Genomic DNA, 16,096 nt, shown 5'->3' on the forward strand with positions numbered 1-16,096 from the left:
CCGGCGCGTTCCCGGGATGCAACCAACTGTTGCACAGGGCATTTGATTTGCATCGACACGAACAGGGAGGATGCGATGCGGACGATGATGATGGCGGCGGCGGTGGCTGCAACGACGCTGGCCGGCTGTTCGAGCTACGGCACCGACACGCGCTACCGCGGCTATTCTGCCTATGACTACAACCGCGTCGATCCATCGTACGGCGGCTATTATGCCGATCGCTATTATGTCGACGGGCCGCGCTATCGCGAACGCCGGCTGTCGTCGCGCGATCGCATCTATCGCGGCGAGAATGGCCAATATTATTGCCGGCGCAGCGACGGCACGACCGGCCTGATCGTCGGCGGCATCGCCGGCGGCGTGCTCGGCAACATCATCGCGCCGGGCAATTCCGGGCTGCTCGGCACGTTGCTGGGCGGCGCGGCGGGTGCGGCGGTCGGCCGCTCGGTCGATCGCAACAACGTGCGCTGCCGCTAGCGGCGGCTTGCGGCGGCGTGGCGAGGCGTTAAGCGTCAGGGCTATTGCCCGTATGCCGGAGTTCCGATGCGCCTGATCCTCGCCGCCGCCCTGCTTGCCTCGACCGCCGCACCCGCCGCCGCGCAGGCGCTGCATCAATATGGCGCACTCGCCATCGCCCCCGCCGGCGATCGCGTCGCGGCGATCGAGAGCAACGGCAGCCGGAGCGTCGTGACGGTGCGGTCGGTCGCCGACGGGCATGTCGTCCGCACGATCGATCCGTGCAAGACGTGCAGCTATGCCGGGCTGACCTTCGCGCCCAACGGCGACATCGTCCTGCTCGGCCGCGAGACCGGATCGGTGCGGCTGATCTATGCCGATGCGACGACGACGCGGACGATCGCGACGATCGCCGGCATCGCCCAGACCCCGCGCGTCTCGCCCGACGGCAAACGGGTCGCATTGCTCGTCACGCTCGGTGCCGCCAAGGAATCGGGTGCGACGCAGGCGGGCGTGCGGATGATCGGCGAGATCGGCGAGAAGAACGACGAGCAGCGGCTGGCGGTGTTCGACATCGCCCGCCCGGCGACGAATGTGACGCCGATCTCGCCCGCCGGCCGCTACGTCTACGAATATGACTGGACGCCCGACGGTCGCGGCTTCGTCGCGACCACCGCGCTCGGCAATGGCGACAACAATTGGTGGGTGGCGTCGCTCGACGCGATCGACGCGCAGAGCGGCGCGGTGCGCTCGATCGCCAGGCCGGCGACGCAGCTCAACCAGCCGCGCGTCTCGCCCGATGGCCGTACCGTCGCCTTCATCGGCGGGCTGATGAGCGATTTCGGCTCGATCGGCGGCGACGTCTTCACCGTGCCGATCACCGGCGGCACGCCGCGCAACATTACCGCGGGCGCCAAGTCGACGGTGACGACGATCGACTGGACCGCGGCGGGCCTGCGCACCGTGACGCTGTCGGGCGATCAGGTCCAGTTCGGCACGCTCACCCCCGGCGCGGCGGTGACGCCGGGCTTCGCCAAGCCGGCGAGCAGCAGCGCGGGCGACGGCCGCGCGGTGTTCAGCGCCGACGGCCGCGTCGTCGCCGCGGTGGTGCAGGACTACGAGCATGCGCCGGCGATCTATGCGGGGCCGGTCGCGGCGACGGGCGCCGCGGGCGTGCGCCAGATCACCCACGACAATGACGCCGCGCCGGCGATGACGCGCGCGCGCAGCGTCGCCTGGACCAACGAAGGCTTCAACGTGCAGGGCTGGCTGCTCGCGCCGCGCGAGGCGCCGGCGGGCGGCAAGGCGCCGATGATCACGATGGTGCACGGCGGCCCCTCGGCGGCGTCGATGCCCGGCTATGTCTCGGCGGGATCGATGAACGGCGCGCTGCTCAAGGCGGGCTATTATGTCTTCCTGCCCAACCCGCGCGGCAGCTACGGCCAGGGTGAGGCGTTCACCGTCGCCAACAAGCGCGATTTCGGCGGCGGCGACCTGCGCGACATCCTCGCCGGGATTGACGCGGTCGAGCGCGTCGCGCCGATCGACGACAACCGCCTCGGCCTGGGCGGCTGCAGCTACGGCGGCTTCATGGCGATGTGGACCAACACGCAGACCAATCGCTTCAAGGCGATCGTCGCCGGTGCCGGCCTGTCCAACTGGGTGAGCTATTATGGCACCAACGGCATCGACCAGTGGCTGCTGCCGTTCTTCGGCAAGACGATGTACGACGACATCAAGGCCTATGAGGACGTGTCGGCGGTCTATCACGCCAAGACGGCGAAGACGCCGACCTTCATCTACGTCGGCGAACGCGACATCGAGGTGCCGCCGACCCAGTCGATCGAATGGTGGCACGCGCTCAAGGACCGCGGCGTGCCGGTCAGCCTGGTGATCTACCCCGACGCCGGCCATTGCGTCACCGCGCCCGACCAGGCGAGCGACGTGCGGGCGCGCGCGATCGCCTGGTTCGATCGCTATGTGAAGAACGCCAAATAATAGGCCTTCACATCAGCGGCTTGCCCGAATCCTTCCACTTGTCGAGCACGGTGGAGGCGGGCGGCAGCAGGTCGGGCGTCGGCGTCGCGACCGGTTGCGGCGGCGGCGCGGCGCCGGGGGCGACCGGCAGCGGCGCGGCGGCGGCGATCAGCGCCGGCGGCGGGACGAGCGGCGGTTCGGCGAGGCGCAGATGCGGGCCGGGCAGCGGCTCGCCGCCACGATAGCGTTGCGCGAAGGCGGCGCTCGTCCCCCAGAATCCTTTCCAGCGGTGGAAGAGATGCGCGCCGACCACATCGGTCATCACCATGGCGCGGTTCCACGCCGGCGTGACGGCATAGGTATGGTAATGCGTCGCCAGCCCGACCGGCGCGAAGACATAGCCGGCGAGCGCCATCGCCGCATGCCGCGCCGCGCGCGTCCAGCCGCTGCGCGACGGCACCCGCGCCAGCGCGCCGTCGCAGGCGAAGCTGAATTGGCAGCCGGCATGCTCCGATCCCTGATAGACGACGCCGCACACCGTCGCGGGGAAGGCGGGGTGGCGCGCGCGGTTGAGGATCACCTGCGCGACCGCCGACTGGCCGGCATCCGCTTCCGACGCGGCCTCGTAATAGATCGCCGCGGTGAGGCAGTCGAGCGCGCGCGCCCGATCCTGCGCGCTCGCGCCCGCCATCGTGAAGGGCGGTGCGACGCTGGCGCCGGCACGCAGCGCGGCGGCGAGCGCGGCGGCGGAGATCGGCGCGGCGGGCAGCGCGGTCGTGCCGGTGACGCCGACCGCGGGCGCGGCGCTCTCGCCGTCGGGGGTGGCGGGCATGGCGGCGTAGAGCAGCGCCGCGCCGGGAAAGTGATCCTCCGCCTCATAGCCGGCGGGCGCGGGCAGGGGCGGCGCCGCGCCGCCGTGCGCGACGATCGCCCGCCAGCCCGACAGCCCGGCGAGCAGCACCGCGACCGCCAGCGCCAGCGCGGCGAACGCGCGCCAGTGCCGGGTGGTCAGGCGGATCGTCTGCATCGGCAGCGGCATAGGCCGCCAATAGCTTACATCCGGTTGCGCGTCGCCCGCCGGTTGAAGGGGCGGCCTACCGCAGCGTCGGGCTGTCGAGGTTGAGCTGCGCCTCGGTCAGCGTCTCGGTTTCGGGGCGCGCGGCCTTGAGCGGGGTGAGGAATTGCTTGGCGTCGCCGACCACCGCGACGCTCGCCGCCTTGGGGTCGAGCAGCGCGACCGCCGCGGACTGGACCGCGGCCGGCGTCACCGCCTCGACCTTGCTGGTGTAGCTCTGCAATTCGGTGAGTGGCACGCCGTCGAGCACATAGCCGCCGATCAGCCCGGCGATGCCGCCGGTGGTCTCGACCGTCCGCCCGAAATTGCCGACCAGCACCGCCTTGCGTGTCGACAGCTCGCTGTCCGGCACCGGCGCTGCGCCCATCCGCGCCATCTCGGCGGTGATCAGCGTCACCACCTCGGCGGCGGTGGGGTTCTTGGTCTGGGTCCGCGCCGCGAAGCTGCCGACCGCGCGCGCCGCATCGACGCCGCTCGACGCGCCGTAAGCGAGGCCACGCTTGATCCGCACCTCCTGGTTGAGCCGCGACGAGAAGCCGCCGCCGAGCACGGTATTGGCCACCGCGAGCGGATAGTAACGCGGATCGGCGCGCGGGATCGCCGGGCGTTCGACGACGACGCCGGCCTGACCGGCGCCGGGCATGTTGACGACGATCGTCCGCGGCGCGGGCAGCGCGGCGAGCGCGACCGGCGCGGCCGCCGCCCCAGCAGGCGCGCGCCACTGGCCGAGCTGCGCGGTGGCGAGCGCCCTGGCCTGCGCCGGGGTGACGTCGCCGACCAGGATCAGCGTCGCCTGATCGGGGCGCCAGGTGCGTGCATAGGCGGCGGTGACGTCACCGCGGCTGATCGCCTTCAGCGAGGTCGGCGTACCGCCACCGGGCGCGCCGAACGGTGATGCGCCGAAGGCGGCACGGTCGGCGACCATCGCGGCGAGCTGCGACGGATTCTTGAACGCGACGGTGACCGCATCGACCTGCTGCGCGCGGGCGCGTTCGAGCTCGTCGGGTGCGAACACCGGATGCGTCGCGACATCGGCGAGGATCGTCATCGCCGGCGCGAGCTGATCCGATTTGACCGTCACCGAGACGCTGCCGCCCTCGTTGTCCGAGCCGGCGCCGATCGAGCCGCCGAGGCTTTCGACCTGTCGCGCGATCTCGGTCGCCGAGCGCGTGGTCGTGCCCTTGGTCATCAGCGTCGCGGCGAGGTTGCTGACGCCCGAACGGTCGACGGGGTCGAGCATCTGCCCGCCGGTGGCGACCAGATAGGCGGTGGCGATCGGCAGGTCGTGGCGTTCGACGGTGATGACGCGCAGCCCGTTGGCGAGCCGCGTCTCGACCGGCTGCGGCAGATTGGCCTTGACCGGCGCGGCGGGGGCGGGCGGCTGGATACGCTCCGCCTCGCTGGCGGGGGTGACGATCGCGATCTGCGCGGGCGGGGTGAGCGGCGCGGTCTGCACGGTCGCGGCGACGGTGATCCGGTCGCCGCTTTGCCCGGCCGGCTTGGCGGTGTCGGGCAGGTAGCGGATCGTCGCCGCCTGCTCGACGCCGAGATAGCGGCGCGCGACGCGCTGCACGTCGGCGGCGCTGACGCGGGCGATTTCGGCGAGCTGACGGTCGGCGGCGCGCGGATCGCCGTCGATGATCACCGACGAGGCGAGGATGCGCGCCTTGCCCTCGGCGGTCTCGCGGCTCTTGATCGCGGCGGTGAGGATCTCGTTCTTCGCCTCGGCGAGTTCGGCGGCGCTGACCGGCGCGTCGCGGAAGCGCGCGATCTCGCGCGCGAGGCCGGCCTCGCCCTGTTCCACCGTCTTGCCGCCGGCGAGGATCGCATAAGCGATGAGGTTGCCGGTGCCCTGCTTGCTGTCGAGGAAGGCGGAGGCGTCCTGCGCCAGCTGGTCGCGATAGACGAGACTTTCGTACATCCGGCTGCTCTCGCCGGTCGACAGGATCGTCTGGAGCACGGTCAGCGCCGGAATGTCGGCGTCGCGATCGGCGGGGACGTGCCAGCTCATCAGCACCGCGGGCAGCGGCGTATTGGGTTCGTAGACGGTGTAGCGGACCGCCTTGGTGCGCGGCGGCTCCTGCACGGTGACGCGCGGGATCGGCGTCGTCGGCTTGGCGATCTTGCTGAAATACTGGTCGACCCAGGCGTTGAGCTGCGCCGGATCGAAATTGCCGGCGACGACGAGGATCGCATTGTCCGGCCGGTAATAGGTCGCATGGAAGGCGCGGACGTCGTCGATCGATGCGGCTTCCAGATTCTCGATGCTGCCGATCGTCGAGCGCGCATAGGGATGCGTCGTATAGGCGGCGGCGGACAGATAGGTGGAGAAGAGCTTGCCATAGGGGCGGGCGAGCGTCGACTGGCGCAGCTCCTCCTTCACCACGTCGCGCTCGGAGGCGAAGCTCTTCGGCTCGACGACCAGGCTCGCCATCCGGTCCGCTTCGGCGAACAGCAGCCGTTGCAGGTGGTTGGCCGGGATCACCTCGTAATAATTGGTGTAATCGTCGTTGGTCGAGGCGTTGTTATAGCCGCCGACATCCTCGGTCAGCCGGTCCATCTGTTCGGAGACGAGATTGCGCGTCGCCTTGAACATGAGATGTTCGAACATGTGCGCGAAGCCCGAACGGCCGCGCGGATCGTCCTTCGAGCCGACGTCGTACCAGACCTGCACCGCGACATTGGGCGTGCCGGTGTCGCGCAGCGCATAGACGCGCAGGCCGTTGGCGAGCGTGCGTTCGGTGAAGGCGATCGGCTTGACGGCGGCGGTGGCGGCTTGCGGAACACTCTGGGCGGTGGCGGCGAGGGGCAGGAGCGCGGCCCCGAGCAACAGGGCGGCACGAACGAGACGCATGGATGAGGGCTCCGGCTGGTGATGATGCAGGTTGAGCCGGCAGCGCGAGCGGTGTCAATCGGCCTCGCGCAAGGCGCACATGACACCGAATTCATCTTAAGGCTAAGTAACTTAAGTTGCTAGATAATCCTCCAAAATGGCGGCGTGCTGAAACGCCAGCGCCAGAAGTCGATGCGGCCAAACCGGCCTGATCGAGTTGAGCCCCTCGAACCCGAGGGCAAGGCATGGCGACGCAGGCACTTACCGGATCATCCGCGACAGGATCGAACGACCGGAAACGGGCGACGACGGCGCTCCAGGCGCTCAATTTCTTCATGGCCGACATGCAGGCGGGGATCGGGCCGTTCCTCGGCGTCTTCCTCCAGCAGCGCGGCTGGACGTCGGGGCCGATCGGCACGGTGATGTCGGCGGGCGGCATCGCCGGCATGATCATGACGGTGCCGGCGGGTGCGTTCATCGATCATACCGAGAAGAAGCGGCTGGTGGTGATCGTCACCGGCATCTGCACGGTGATGGCGTCGTTCCTGATCCTGCTGTCGCAATCGGGATGGGTGGTGACGGTCAGCCAGGTGGCGACCGCGATCGCCGGCGCGGCGATCGGCCCGGCGGTGACGGGCATGACGCTCGGCGTCGTCCGCCAGCGCGGCTTCAACGCGCAGAACGGCCGCAACCAGGCCTGGAACCACGCCGGCAACATGATCGGCGCGGGGCTGTCGGGTTTCCTCGGCTGGAAGTTCGGCATGCCGGCGATCTTCTACCTCGCCGCCGCCTTCGGCGTGCTGGCGATCATCAGCGTGCTGATGATCCCGGAACGCGCGATCGACCATCAGGCGGCGCGCGGTCTCGAAAACGGCGAGGACGACGACGACGGCAAGAGCGGCGGTCAGGCGGAGGGGTTCAAGACCTTGCTCGCCAACAAGCCGATGCTGATCCTCGCCGCCGCGCTTGCCTGTTTCCACCTCGGCAACGGCGCGATGCTGCCGCTCTACAGCCTCGCGGTGGTCGGCGCGGGCAAGGGCAATGCGGCGCTGTTCACCGCGACCACCGTGGTCGTCGCGCAGGCGGTGATGATCGTCGCGGCGCTGGTCGCGATGAAGATGTCGGCGGGGCGCGGCTATTGGCTGGTGCTGCTGATCTCCTTCGCGGCGCTGCCGCTGCGCGGGTTCCTCGCCGGCACGTTCATCGAACATTGGGGCGTATGGCCGGTGCAGGCGCTCGACGGCATCGGGGCCGGCTTGCAGAGCGTCGCGGTGCCGGGGCTGGTCGCCTGCCTGCTCGACGGGACGGGGCGGGTCAACGTCGGCCAGGGCGCGGTGATGACGATCCAGGGGCTCGGCGCGTCGCTCAGCCCGGCGATCGGCGGCTGGATCGCGCAGGCGCTCGGCTATCACGCCGCCTTCCTGATCCTCGGCAGCTTCGCGCTCGCCAGCCTCGGCCTGTGGATCGGCTTCGCCGGCCTGCTGCGCCCGGCGTGCGAAGGCAAACATCGGGAGACGACGGCATGAGCGGGACGATCAGCTGGGTGCATGTCGGCGATCTGCATGCCGACGAGGCCGACGACTGGCTGGGGACCCGCCGGCTGGAGGCGATCGTCGCCGATCTTGCCGGCGTGCGCGAGGGGATCGATTTCGTCTTCCTGCCCGGCGACAATGCGAACCACGCCACCGCCGACCAATATGACCGGATCCGCGCCGCGCTCGCGCCGCTGACGCTGCCGGTCTTCACCATCCCCGGCGACCATGATTTCGAGGACGGCACGCTCGCCGCCTTCCGCGCCGGCACGCCCGCGGCGATGCGGCCGTTCGCGCGCGGGATCCAGGGCTATCGCTGCCTGTTCCTCGACATCGTCAGCGCCGGCAGCGGCGGGCCGGATTTCCGCATCGGCGCCGGCCAGCGCCGCCGCCTCGCCGAGACGCTCGCCGACGCGGACGATGCCGGAGAGACGCCGCTGGTCTTCATGCACGCCTATCCCGGCGACCTCAGCGACGGCGGCGAGGCGATCGCCAGCCTGTTCGCCGAGGCGGGCGTCGCCTTCGTCGACACCGGCCATACCCATTACAACGAGCTGCTCAACGACGGCCGCGTCGTCTATGGCGCGACCCGGTCGACCGCGCAGATCGAGGAGGCGGACGGCGCGGCGGGCTATACGATCGTCAGCGTCCATGACGGCGTGCCGAGCTGGACCTTCCGCCCGATCGGCGCGGGGGCGGCGGGCTGCCCGCATGTCCAGATCGTCTCGCCCGCCGACGTGCGGCTGCTCACCCGGCCGCACGATCCCCGCCACGTCCCCGCGCCGGGTGAGATCGAGGTGGTGGCGCGCGTGTTCGGCGAGGCTGCCGCCGCGCCGGTGGCGGAGGTCGCCGGCCGTTCGGTGACGATGCACCCCGTGCCCGGCGTCGCGGCGACGTGGCAGGCGGCGGTGACGATCGCCACGCCGGGGCTGCATCCGCTCAGCGTGCGCAGCGGGGCGGCGGTCGATACGATCGACATCCTCGTCCGCGACCGCAAGGATCGCCCCAAGCGCGGCCGCCCGGTGGTGCCGGGCCATGCCGTCCACACCATCGGCGCCTGGCCGTCGCGGCATATCCTCGGCGCGCAGCTCGGCCCCAATCGCAACGGCGGCGGCTGGTAGCGCAAAAGCACCAGCGGCTAGTGCAAATACCGGCGTGATTCCGCGGCCGGACGCCGTGATTTGCGGTCGACTTCGCCACGGCCTTGGCGGACAAGGCACCTGTCGACACAATGGTGCGACGACAGGGGGTTAGCCATGGTTGCAGCAGACGGACGCGATCCCGCCGGATCACCAGCCGGTAAGCGCCGGCACCGGCCTGGTAGCCGGCGATAAGCCATACCGAAACGGTTCCAATTCCGGCACCCTTGCCGATTGCTGCCGACGAACGTCTTGAATAACGCGGGTTCTGCTTGGATCGCTATCTTCTCTCCGCCGATCGCATCGTACCGGTCGCCCCCGCCCCGGCGGTGCAGGCGGCGATCGATGCCTTTGCGGCACGGCTCGACGGCACCGACCCCTTCGTCGTCGGCTTTCGCGATGCGGTGCTGCCGATGGCGATCAGCGATCCCACTCTGCCGGACGCGCCGATCATCTACGTCAATCCGGCCTTCGAGCGGCTGACCGGCTATGCCGCCGCCGAAATCGTCGGCCGCAACTGCCGCATGCTGCAAGGGCCGCAGACCGATGCCGATGCGGTGCAGCGGCTGCGCGCGGCATTGGCGGCACGCGAGCGGGTCGAGGTCGACCTGCTCAACCATCGTCGCGACGGCAGCGCCTTCTGGAACCGGCTGACCGTGATGCCGGTCTTCGGCGGCGACGGCGCGCTGACCTATTTCGTCGCCTCGCAGGCCGACGTGACGCTCGAACGCCACCGGTTGATCGCGCTGGAAGAGGATCGCGCCAAGCTCGCCGGCGAGGTGGCGGCCCAGGGCCTCGCGCTCGCCGAGCGCGAATTGCAGTTGCAGCTCGCCCTGCGCGCCGGCGGGCTCGGCTATTGGAGCTTCGACATCGCGACGCAGACGCTCGACGTGTCGCCGGGGTGCAAGGCGATCTTCGGCTATGATGCCGACATGCCGTTCGACTATGCCGCCTTCGCCGCGGCGGTGCATCCCGACGATGCGGCGATGGTCGGCGAGGCGATCCGGGCGACGATCAACGATGCCGCCGAATGCGCGCTCGATTACCGCATCGTCACGCCGGCGGGCGAGATGCGCTGGGTGCAGACCCGTGCCGAGATCACCCAACGCCGCGACGGCGAGGCAGCGATGATGATCGGCTTCTCGACCGACATCACCGCGCGCAAATTCGCCGAGGAGCATCGCGTCACGCTCGCGCAGGAACTGACCCATCGCGTCAAGAACACGCTGGCGACGGTCAGCGCGGTGGTCGGCCAGTCGCTGCGCAACGCGACCTCGGTGACGGAGGCAGAGGCGGCGATCGCCGGGCGCATCGCCAGCCTCGGCGCGGCGCACGACCTGCTGATCCGCGACGAGGTGGAGGGCGCGACGCTGCGTGAGGTCGCCGAGCGCGCGCTGATGCCGTTCATGGACCGCGCGCACGAGGTGTTCACGATCGACGGCCCGGAGGTGCGGCTGTCACCGGCGGTGACGCTCGCGGTGTCGATGGCCTTGCACGAGCTCGCCACCAATGCGGCGAAATATGGTGCGTTGTCCGCGGCGGGCGGGCGTGTCGACCTCGCCTGGCGGCATATCGATCCTGCCGACCCGCATCGGCTTCGGCTGTCGTGGCAGGAGAGCGGCGGGCCGCCGGTGACGCCGCCGACGCGCACCGGCTTCGGCACGCGGATGATCTCACGCGTGCTGTCGCAGCATGTGCGGGGTCAGGCGACGATCGATTATCCGCCCGAAGGCGTGCGTTTCATCGTCGACGCGGTGATCTGACCCGGCGCGACGCGCTCGAAGACCGCGGCGAGCGCATCGATCGAATAGGGTTTGTGGAGCAGCTCGAACTCGCCAGCACCCTGCCGCGACAGGGTTTCGCTATAGCCGCTGGTCAGAATCACCGGCAGCGCCGGCCAGCGCGTCCGGACCAGCCGGGCGAGCTCGATGCCGTTCATCCCCGGCATCATCACGTCGGAGAAGACGACGTCGAACGGCTCGTCGGGCCGCTCCAGCCAGCCGATCGCCTCGCGCGCGTTGCGGGCGAGCGCGATGTCGTGGCCGAGGTCGCTCAGCGCGGCGGTGGCGAAGGCGCCGACCTCGGGATTGTCCTCGACCACCAGGATGCGCAGCGCCGTATCGGCCGGCGTGGCGGCGACCGCGGCCGCCGGCGGCGGCGCCGCGGCGCGCTCGCGGGGCAGGAACAGCGTAAAGGTCGTGCCCTCGCCGAGCCGGCTGTCCACCAGCACCTCGCCGCCCGATTGCTTGGCGAAGCCGAACACCTGCGACAGGCCGAGCCCGGTGCCGTGGCCGACTCCCTTCGAGGTGAAAAAGGGTTCGAAGATGCGGTCGAGATGATCGGGCGGGATGCCGGTGCCGGTATCGGTGATCGCGATCTTGAGGAAGTCGCCGCTGCGCGCGTCATGGTTGCGCACCGGCGGGATATGGTCGCAGGCGCCGACCGCGATCGTCAGCCGCCCCTCGCTGCCCATCGCGTCGCGGGCGTTGACCGCCATGTTGACGATCGCGGTCTCGAACTGGCTGACGTCGGCATGTGCGAGGCAGGGGTTTTCCGGCAGGTCGAGGTCGACCGCGATCAGCGCGCCGGCGAGCATCTCCATCATGTCGGTGAGGCTGCGGATCGTGTCGCCGACGTCGAACACCTCGGGGGTCAGCGACGAGCGGCGGGCGAAGGCGAGCAGCTGGCCGGTCAGCTTGCTCGCCCGGTCGGCGGTCTGCGCGATCGCATCGATATAGCGGTCGCGCCGCGCCTCGGTCAGCCCCGGCCGGCGCAGCAGGTCGGTCGAGCCGCGGATCACCGTCAGCAGATTGTTGAAGTCGTGCGCGATGCCGCCGGTGAGCTGGCCGAGCGTCTCCATCTTCTGCGCCTGACGCAGCGCCTCGTTGGCGCGGGTCAGCGCCTCGCTGCGTTCGGCGACGCGGCGTTCGAGCGTGTCGTTGACGTCCTGCACCGCCGCGAACAGCCGTGCATTGTCGATCGCGATCGCCGCCTGTGCCGCGATGCCGACGAGCAGCCGTTCGTGGCGGGCATGGAAGCGGCCGGGCTCGGGATCGCCGAACAGCAGCCCGCCGAGCACGTCGCCCGAGCGCGACACCACCGGCGCGGCGAGATAGCTGCGCACCGGCAGGTGCCCCGGCGGCAGGCCGTCGAACGGCGCGTTGCGGCCATAGCGCGGGTCGGCGAGGATATCGTCCGATCGCACCACGCCTTCGTTGCGGAAGGTCGGTGCGAAGACCGCGGTGGCGCGCGGGCGGCCGAGCGCCTCGAAATCCTCGCGGCGCGCGCCGGACAGCGTGTAGAGATGCAGGCGTTCGCCCGTTTCGTCCCACAGATTGTGGAAATAGGCGCCAAAGGCGGCACCGGTCAGCGTCACACCGGCGTCGGTGACCATCTGCACCAGCGGTTCGAGTTCGAGTTCGGCGGCGAGTGCGGCGCCGATCCGGTTGAGCGTTTCGAGGCTGTGCGTCTCGGCGCGCAGTTCCTCCTCCATCGCCACCGCCTGTGTCACCTCGATCACCATCGCCAGCAACCCGGCCGGCGCGCCGTCCGGCCCCGGCACCGGCGCATAGGTAAGATCGAAGAACAGCGCCGCCGGATAGCCGTCGCGAAACAGGGTGATCGGCTGGCGTGAGAAGGTCAGCGGCGCGCCGGCCAGTCCGGCGCGGAGCACCTCGCGGTTGAACGCCGCCGCTTCCGGCATCGCTTCGATCACCGGCTGCCCGAGGATCGCGGGATGATAGCGGCCGACGATGCCGGCATAGCCGTCATTGTAGAGCAGGCGACCATCCTCGCCCCACAGCAAGGCCATCGGCAGCGGCGATCGCAGCATCACCTCGACGGTGGTGGCAAGGTGCGCCGGCCAGTCGGTGCGGCGACCGAGCGGCGAGGCGGCCCAGTCATGCGCGGCGATCCGTCCCGCCATCTCGCCGCCGCCAATCGGAACCACCCTCTTCCCCCGTCCGTCATCGTTATTCGCGTGGCGGCTAAACCGGCGAGACATCGAGTTGATCCCCGGCAGGCGATCGGCACGCGACGGCGGCGCAGCGACCCGCTAGTCGGGCGCGATGAGCAGCCAGACCCAGCCTGCCGGGATCAGCCCGGGGCTCACCGCCATCTTCGCGATCGCCTGCGGGATGATGGTCGCCAATATCTATTATGCGCAAGCGCTGATTGGCGCGATCACCCCGGCGCTGGGCCTGCGCCCGTCGGTCGGCGGCATGATCGTGACGCTGACCCAGCTTGGTTACGGGGCGGGACTGTTCTTCATCGTCTCGCTCGCCGACCGGATCGAGAACAAGCGGCTGATCCTGGTGCTGACCCTCGGCGCCTGCGCCGGACTGGTCGGCTGCGTGCTGGCGCGCAGCGCGACCGGATTCCTGCTCTGCTCGTTCGTCACCGGCTTCTGCTCGGTGGGCACCCAGATCATGGTGCCGCTCGCCGCGCATCTCGCGCCCGAGGAGCGGCGCGGGCAGGTCGTCGGCAATATCATGGGCGGTCTCATCACCGGCATCATGCTCGCCCGGCCGCTCGCCAACGGCCTTGCCGCGCTGTCCGGCTGGCGGACGGTGTTCGGCGTGTCGGCGGTCGCCATGGCGCTGCTCGCGCTGCTGATCGCGCGAACCGTGCCGGCCTGGCGACCGCGGCCGACGCTCGGTTACGGCGCGCTGCTGCGATCGGGGCTGTCGCTGCTGGTACGCACCCCGGCGATCCGGCGGCGCACCGCCTATCAGGCGATCATGTTCGTCGTGTTCAACCTGTTCTGGACGACGGTGCCGCTGCTGCTCGCGCAGCGCTTCGGCTTCGGGCAGGAGGGGATCGCCCTGTTCGCGCTCGCCGGCGCGGGGGGCGCGCTCGCCGCGCCGATCGCCGGGCGGCTCGGCGACCGGGGCTATATCCGCGCCGGCACCGCGGTGGCGCTGGGCACGGCGATCCTCGCCTTCCTGCTCGCCGGCTGGGCGGGGGCGGCGCATGCCCTGATCCTGCTCGGCCTCGCCGCCGTCCTGCTCGACGCCGCGACGCAGCTCAACCAGGTGCTCGGCCAGCGCGTGCTGTTCTCGATCGCCCCGGAAGCGCGCGGGCGGATCAACTCGGTCTACATGACCATCGTGTTCGTGGGCGGCGCATCCGGATCGATGCTCGCGACGCTGACCTACAGCTACGGCGGCTGGACGATGACCGCGGCGGTCGGCGCCGTGCTGACCGCCGCGGCCTTCCTCCTGTTCTTGACCGAACCGCGCGGCTAGCGCTTCGCCGCCGCGATGTAGCGCGTCACCTGCTCGTCGAGCACGTCGAGCGGCAGCGCGCCCTGATCGAGCACCGCTTCGTGGAAGTCGCGGATGTCGAACTTGGGGCCGAGCTCGCGTTCGGCGCGGGCGCGCAAGGCGGCGATGCGCTGCTGGCCGACCATGTAGCTGGTCGCCTGTCCCGGCCAGTTGAAATAGCGATCGACCTCGCGCGCGATGTCGGTGTCGGACACCGAGCTGTTGGCGCGGAAATAGGCGATGGCGCGGTCCCGGTCCCAGCGCTGCGCGTGGATGCCGGTATCGAGCACCAGCCGGATCGCCCGCCACATCTGCAACGACAGCATGCCGAAGCGCGCATAGGGATCCTTGTACAGGTGCATCTCGTCCGCCAGCCGCTCGGCATAGAGGCCCCAGCCTTCGACATAGGCGCCATAGCCGCCGAACTTGCGGAACTTGGGGATGCCGGTCAGCTCCTGCTGCCGCGCGATCTGGAAATGGTGGCCGGGCGCGCCTTCGTGCGCGGCGATGCCGGCGACCTGCACCTTCTGCGTCTGCGTCATGTCGACGAGGTTGACGTAATAGATGCCGGGACGCGATCCGTCCGCCGACGGCGGGTTGTAGAAGGCGGTGGAGGCGGTGCGCTCCCGCCACGGCTCGACCGCGCGCACCTCGAGCGGCGCCTTGGGCAAGGTGCGGAAATAGCGCGGCGCGGCGGCCATCGCCCCGTCGATCACCGCGCGGGCATCGGCGAGATAGGCCTGCCGGCCCGCCGCGGTGTTGGGATATTTGAACTGCGGATCGGTGCGCACCTTGTCGGAGAATTGCTCCAGCGTGCCGGTGAAGCCGACCTCCCGCAGGATCGCCATCATCTCGGCCCGGATCGCGGCGACGCGGGCGAGGCCGAGCGCATGGATCTCGTCGGCGGTCATGCTGGTGGTGGTGGAGCTCTTCAACCGGTCGGCATAGTAAGCCGCGCCGTCGGGCAGGTGCCAGGCGCCGTAATTGCCCGTCGACAGCGGCTCGATCGCATCGAGCGTCGCGAACAGCTGGTCGTAGCCGCGGCGGAACGGGCCGACCAGCGCCGCCGAGGCATCGGCGATCAGCGCCTGTTTGGTCGCCGCCGGTACGGTGAGCGCCGAGACCTTCTTGCGGAAGTCGGCGAGCAGCGTCGAATCGGCGCCGCCGTCGAACGGCGCCCCGGTGATCACCGCGCGGGCATCGGCGCGGACGGGGGCGAAATTGACCTTGTTGGGGATGATCCCCGCCGCCGCCTGATCGCGCATCGTCGTGCTGACTTCGCGCATCACCCGCTCGGTATCGCGCAGCCGGGCGATATAGGCGCGCGCATCCTCGACCGTGTCGATCTTGTGCGTGTTGATCAGCAGCACCGGAATGTCGCCCGCCGGGCTGCCGTTGGTCGACACCGGGAAGTTGAGCCTGCGGAAGCGGAGCGATTCGCGGCCGCGCGTCACCTCATAGTCGAACAGGCGATAGCTGACCTGCGCGCTCTCGCCGAGCTGGTCGGGGCGGAAGCGGGCATGCATCGCGGCGCGCTGGCGTTCGGCAAGCGCCTGGTCCGCCCGCGCGCCCGCCTCGGTATAATCGTCGAGCCGGTCCTGATGCGTCTTGAGGCCGAGCTGGCTGAGCGATTCGGGATGCCGATCGAGCTGTTCGTCGAACGCGGCATCGAGGAACTGGAGCAGCGCGGCATCCTGCGCGGCGGTGGCGGCGGTGGCGGCGACCGGCGGGGCGGCATCGGCCTGGACGACGGGGGCCGCGGATAACAACAGCAGGGCAAGGGCAAGACGCATGGATGGATCCCGGACGCGGGGCGGAGC

Annotated in this window: 10 protein-coding genes; 6 read left to right on the top strand and 4 right to left on the bottom strand. The window is 70.2% G+C overall.

The window, feature by feature from the left end; genetic code table 11:
• The first annotated feature begins 75 nt into the window (after window positions 1-75).
• Window positions 76-477 (top strand): glycine zipper 2TM domain-containing protein, encoded by a 402-nt coding sequence (locus tag PBN85_RS02890; protein WP_037532509.1) that lies wholly within the window; start codon window positions 76-78, stop codon window positions 475-477.
• A gap of 66 nt (window positions 478-543) precedes the next feature.
• Complete coding sequence (locus tag PBN85_RS02895; protein WP_271300102.1) at window positions 544-2,454, top strand: prolyl oligopeptidase family serine peptidase; 1,911 nt, start codon at window positions 544-546, stop codon at window positions 2,452-2,454.
• Window positions 2,455-2,461: 7 nt separating this feature from the next.
• Here the strand turns inward: PBN85_RS02895 and PBN85_RS02900 are convergent, their stop codons facing one another.
• Together PBN85_RS02900 and PBN85_RS02905 are read right to left on the bottom strand one after the other, a co-directional pair.
• On the bottom strand, window positions 2,462-3,472 hold the full coding sequence (locus PBN85_RS02900) for a cell wall hydrolase (protein WP_271300103.1): 1,011 nt from the start codon (window positions 3,470-3,472) through the stop codon (window positions 2,462-2,464).
• A gap of 55 nt (window positions 3,473-3,527) precedes the next feature.
• Window positions 3,528-6,362, bottom strand: a complete 2,835-nt coding sequence (locus tag PBN85_RS02905; protein ID WP_271300104.1) for a M16 family metallopeptidase — start codon at window positions 6,360-6,362, stop codon at window positions 3,528-3,530.
• A gap of 224 nt (window positions 6,363-6,586) precedes the next feature.
• On the opposite strand from PBN85_RS02905, the gene PBN85_RS02910 reads away from it, so the two are divergent.
• The 3 genes from PBN85_RS02910 to PBN85_RS02920 all read left to right on the top strand — a co-directional run bounded on the left by PBN85_RS02910 (window position 6,587) and on the right by PBN85_RS02920 (window position 10,775).
• A complete protein-coding gene (locus PBN85_RS02910) occupies window positions 6,587-7,867 on the top strand; it encodes an MFS transporter (RefSeq protein ID WP_271300105.1) in 1,281 nt (426 codons plus the stop codon).
• Window positions 7,864-8,994, top strand: a complete 1,131-nt coding sequence (locus PBN85_RS02915) for a metallophosphoesterase family protein (RefSeq protein WP_271300106.1) — start codon at window positions 7,864-7,866, stop codon at window positions 8,992-8,994. The genes PBN85_RS02910 and PBN85_RS02915 overlap by 4 nt, the downstream gene beginning before the upstream one ends.
• A 290-nt stretch (window positions 8,995-9,284) precedes the next feature.
• Entirely contained in the window at window positions 9,285-10,775 is a 1,491-nt protein-coding gene (locus PBN85_RS02920) for a PAS domain S-box protein (RefSeq protein ID WP_271300107.1), read from the top strand.
• Here PBN85_RS02920 and PBN85_RS02925 read toward each other — a convergent pair.
• Window positions 10,730-12,961 (bottom strand): hybrid sensor histidine kinase/response regulator, encoded by a 2,232-nt coding sequence (locus PBN85_RS02925; protein ID WP_271300108.1) that lies wholly within the window; start codon window positions 12,959-12,961, stop codon window positions 10,730-10,732. The genes PBN85_RS02920 and PBN85_RS02925 overlap by 46 nt on opposite strands.
• A gap of 118 nt (window positions 12,962-13,079) precedes the next feature.
• Between PBN85_RS02925 and PBN85_RS02930 the strand changes: the two genes are divergently transcribed.
• Window positions 13,080-14,258, top strand: coding sequence for an MFS transporter (locus tag PBN85_RS02930; RefSeq protein ID WP_037532503.1), 1,179 nt, complete (start codon window positions 13,080-13,082; stop codon window positions 14,256-14,258).
• Here the strand turns inward: PBN85_RS02930 and PBN85_RS02935 are convergent.
• Complete coding sequence (locus PBN85_RS02935; protein ID WP_271300109.1) at window positions 14,255-16,069, bottom strand: DUF885 domain-containing protein; 1,815 nt, start codon at window positions 16,067-16,069, stop codon at window positions 14,255-14,257. The genes PBN85_RS02930 and PBN85_RS02935 overlap by 4 nt on opposite strands.
• Window positions 16,070-16,096: the final 27 nt, after the last annotated feature.

Origin of the sequence: Sphingomonas sp. CV7422 (assembly GCF_027945725.1) — a bacterium.
Classification (GTDB): Bacteria; Pseudomonadota; Alphaproteobacteria; order Sphingomonadales; family Sphingomonadaceae; genus Sphingomonas; species Sphingomonas kyungheensis.

Coding starts and splice junctions, on each gene's coding strand:
- PBN85_RS02905 (WP_271300104.1), bottom strand. CDS start 6,362: ATGCGTCTCGTTCGTGCCGCCCTGTTGCTCGGGGCCGCGCTCCTGCCC.
- PBN85_RS02900 (WP_271300103.1), bottom strand. CDS start 3,472: ATGCCGCTGCCGATGCAGACGATCCGCCTGACCACCCGGCACTGGCGC.
- PBN85_RS02910 (WP_271300105.1), top strand. CDS start 6,587: ATGGCGACGCAGGCACTTACCGGATCATCCGCGACAGGATCGAACGAC.
- PBN85_RS02935 (WP_271300109.1), bottom strand. CDS start 16,069: ATGCGTCTTGCCCTTGCCCTGCTGTTGTTATCCGCGGCCCCCGTCGTC.
- PBN85_RS02930 (WP_037532503.1), top strand. CDS start 13,080: ATGAGCAGCCAGACCCAGCCTGCCGGGATCAGCCCGGGGCTCACCGCC.
- PBN85_RS02895 (WP_271300102.1), top strand. CDS start 544: ATGCGCCTGATCCTCGCCGCCGCCCTGCTTGCCTCGACCGCCGCACCC.
- PBN85_RS02890 (WP_037532509.1), top strand. CDS start 76: ATGCGGACGATGATGATGGCGGCGGCGGTGGCTGCAACGACGCTGGCC.
- PBN85_RS02915 (WP_271300106.1), top strand. CDS start 7,864: ATGAGCGGGACGATCAGCTGGGTGCATGTCGGCGATCTGCATGCCGAC.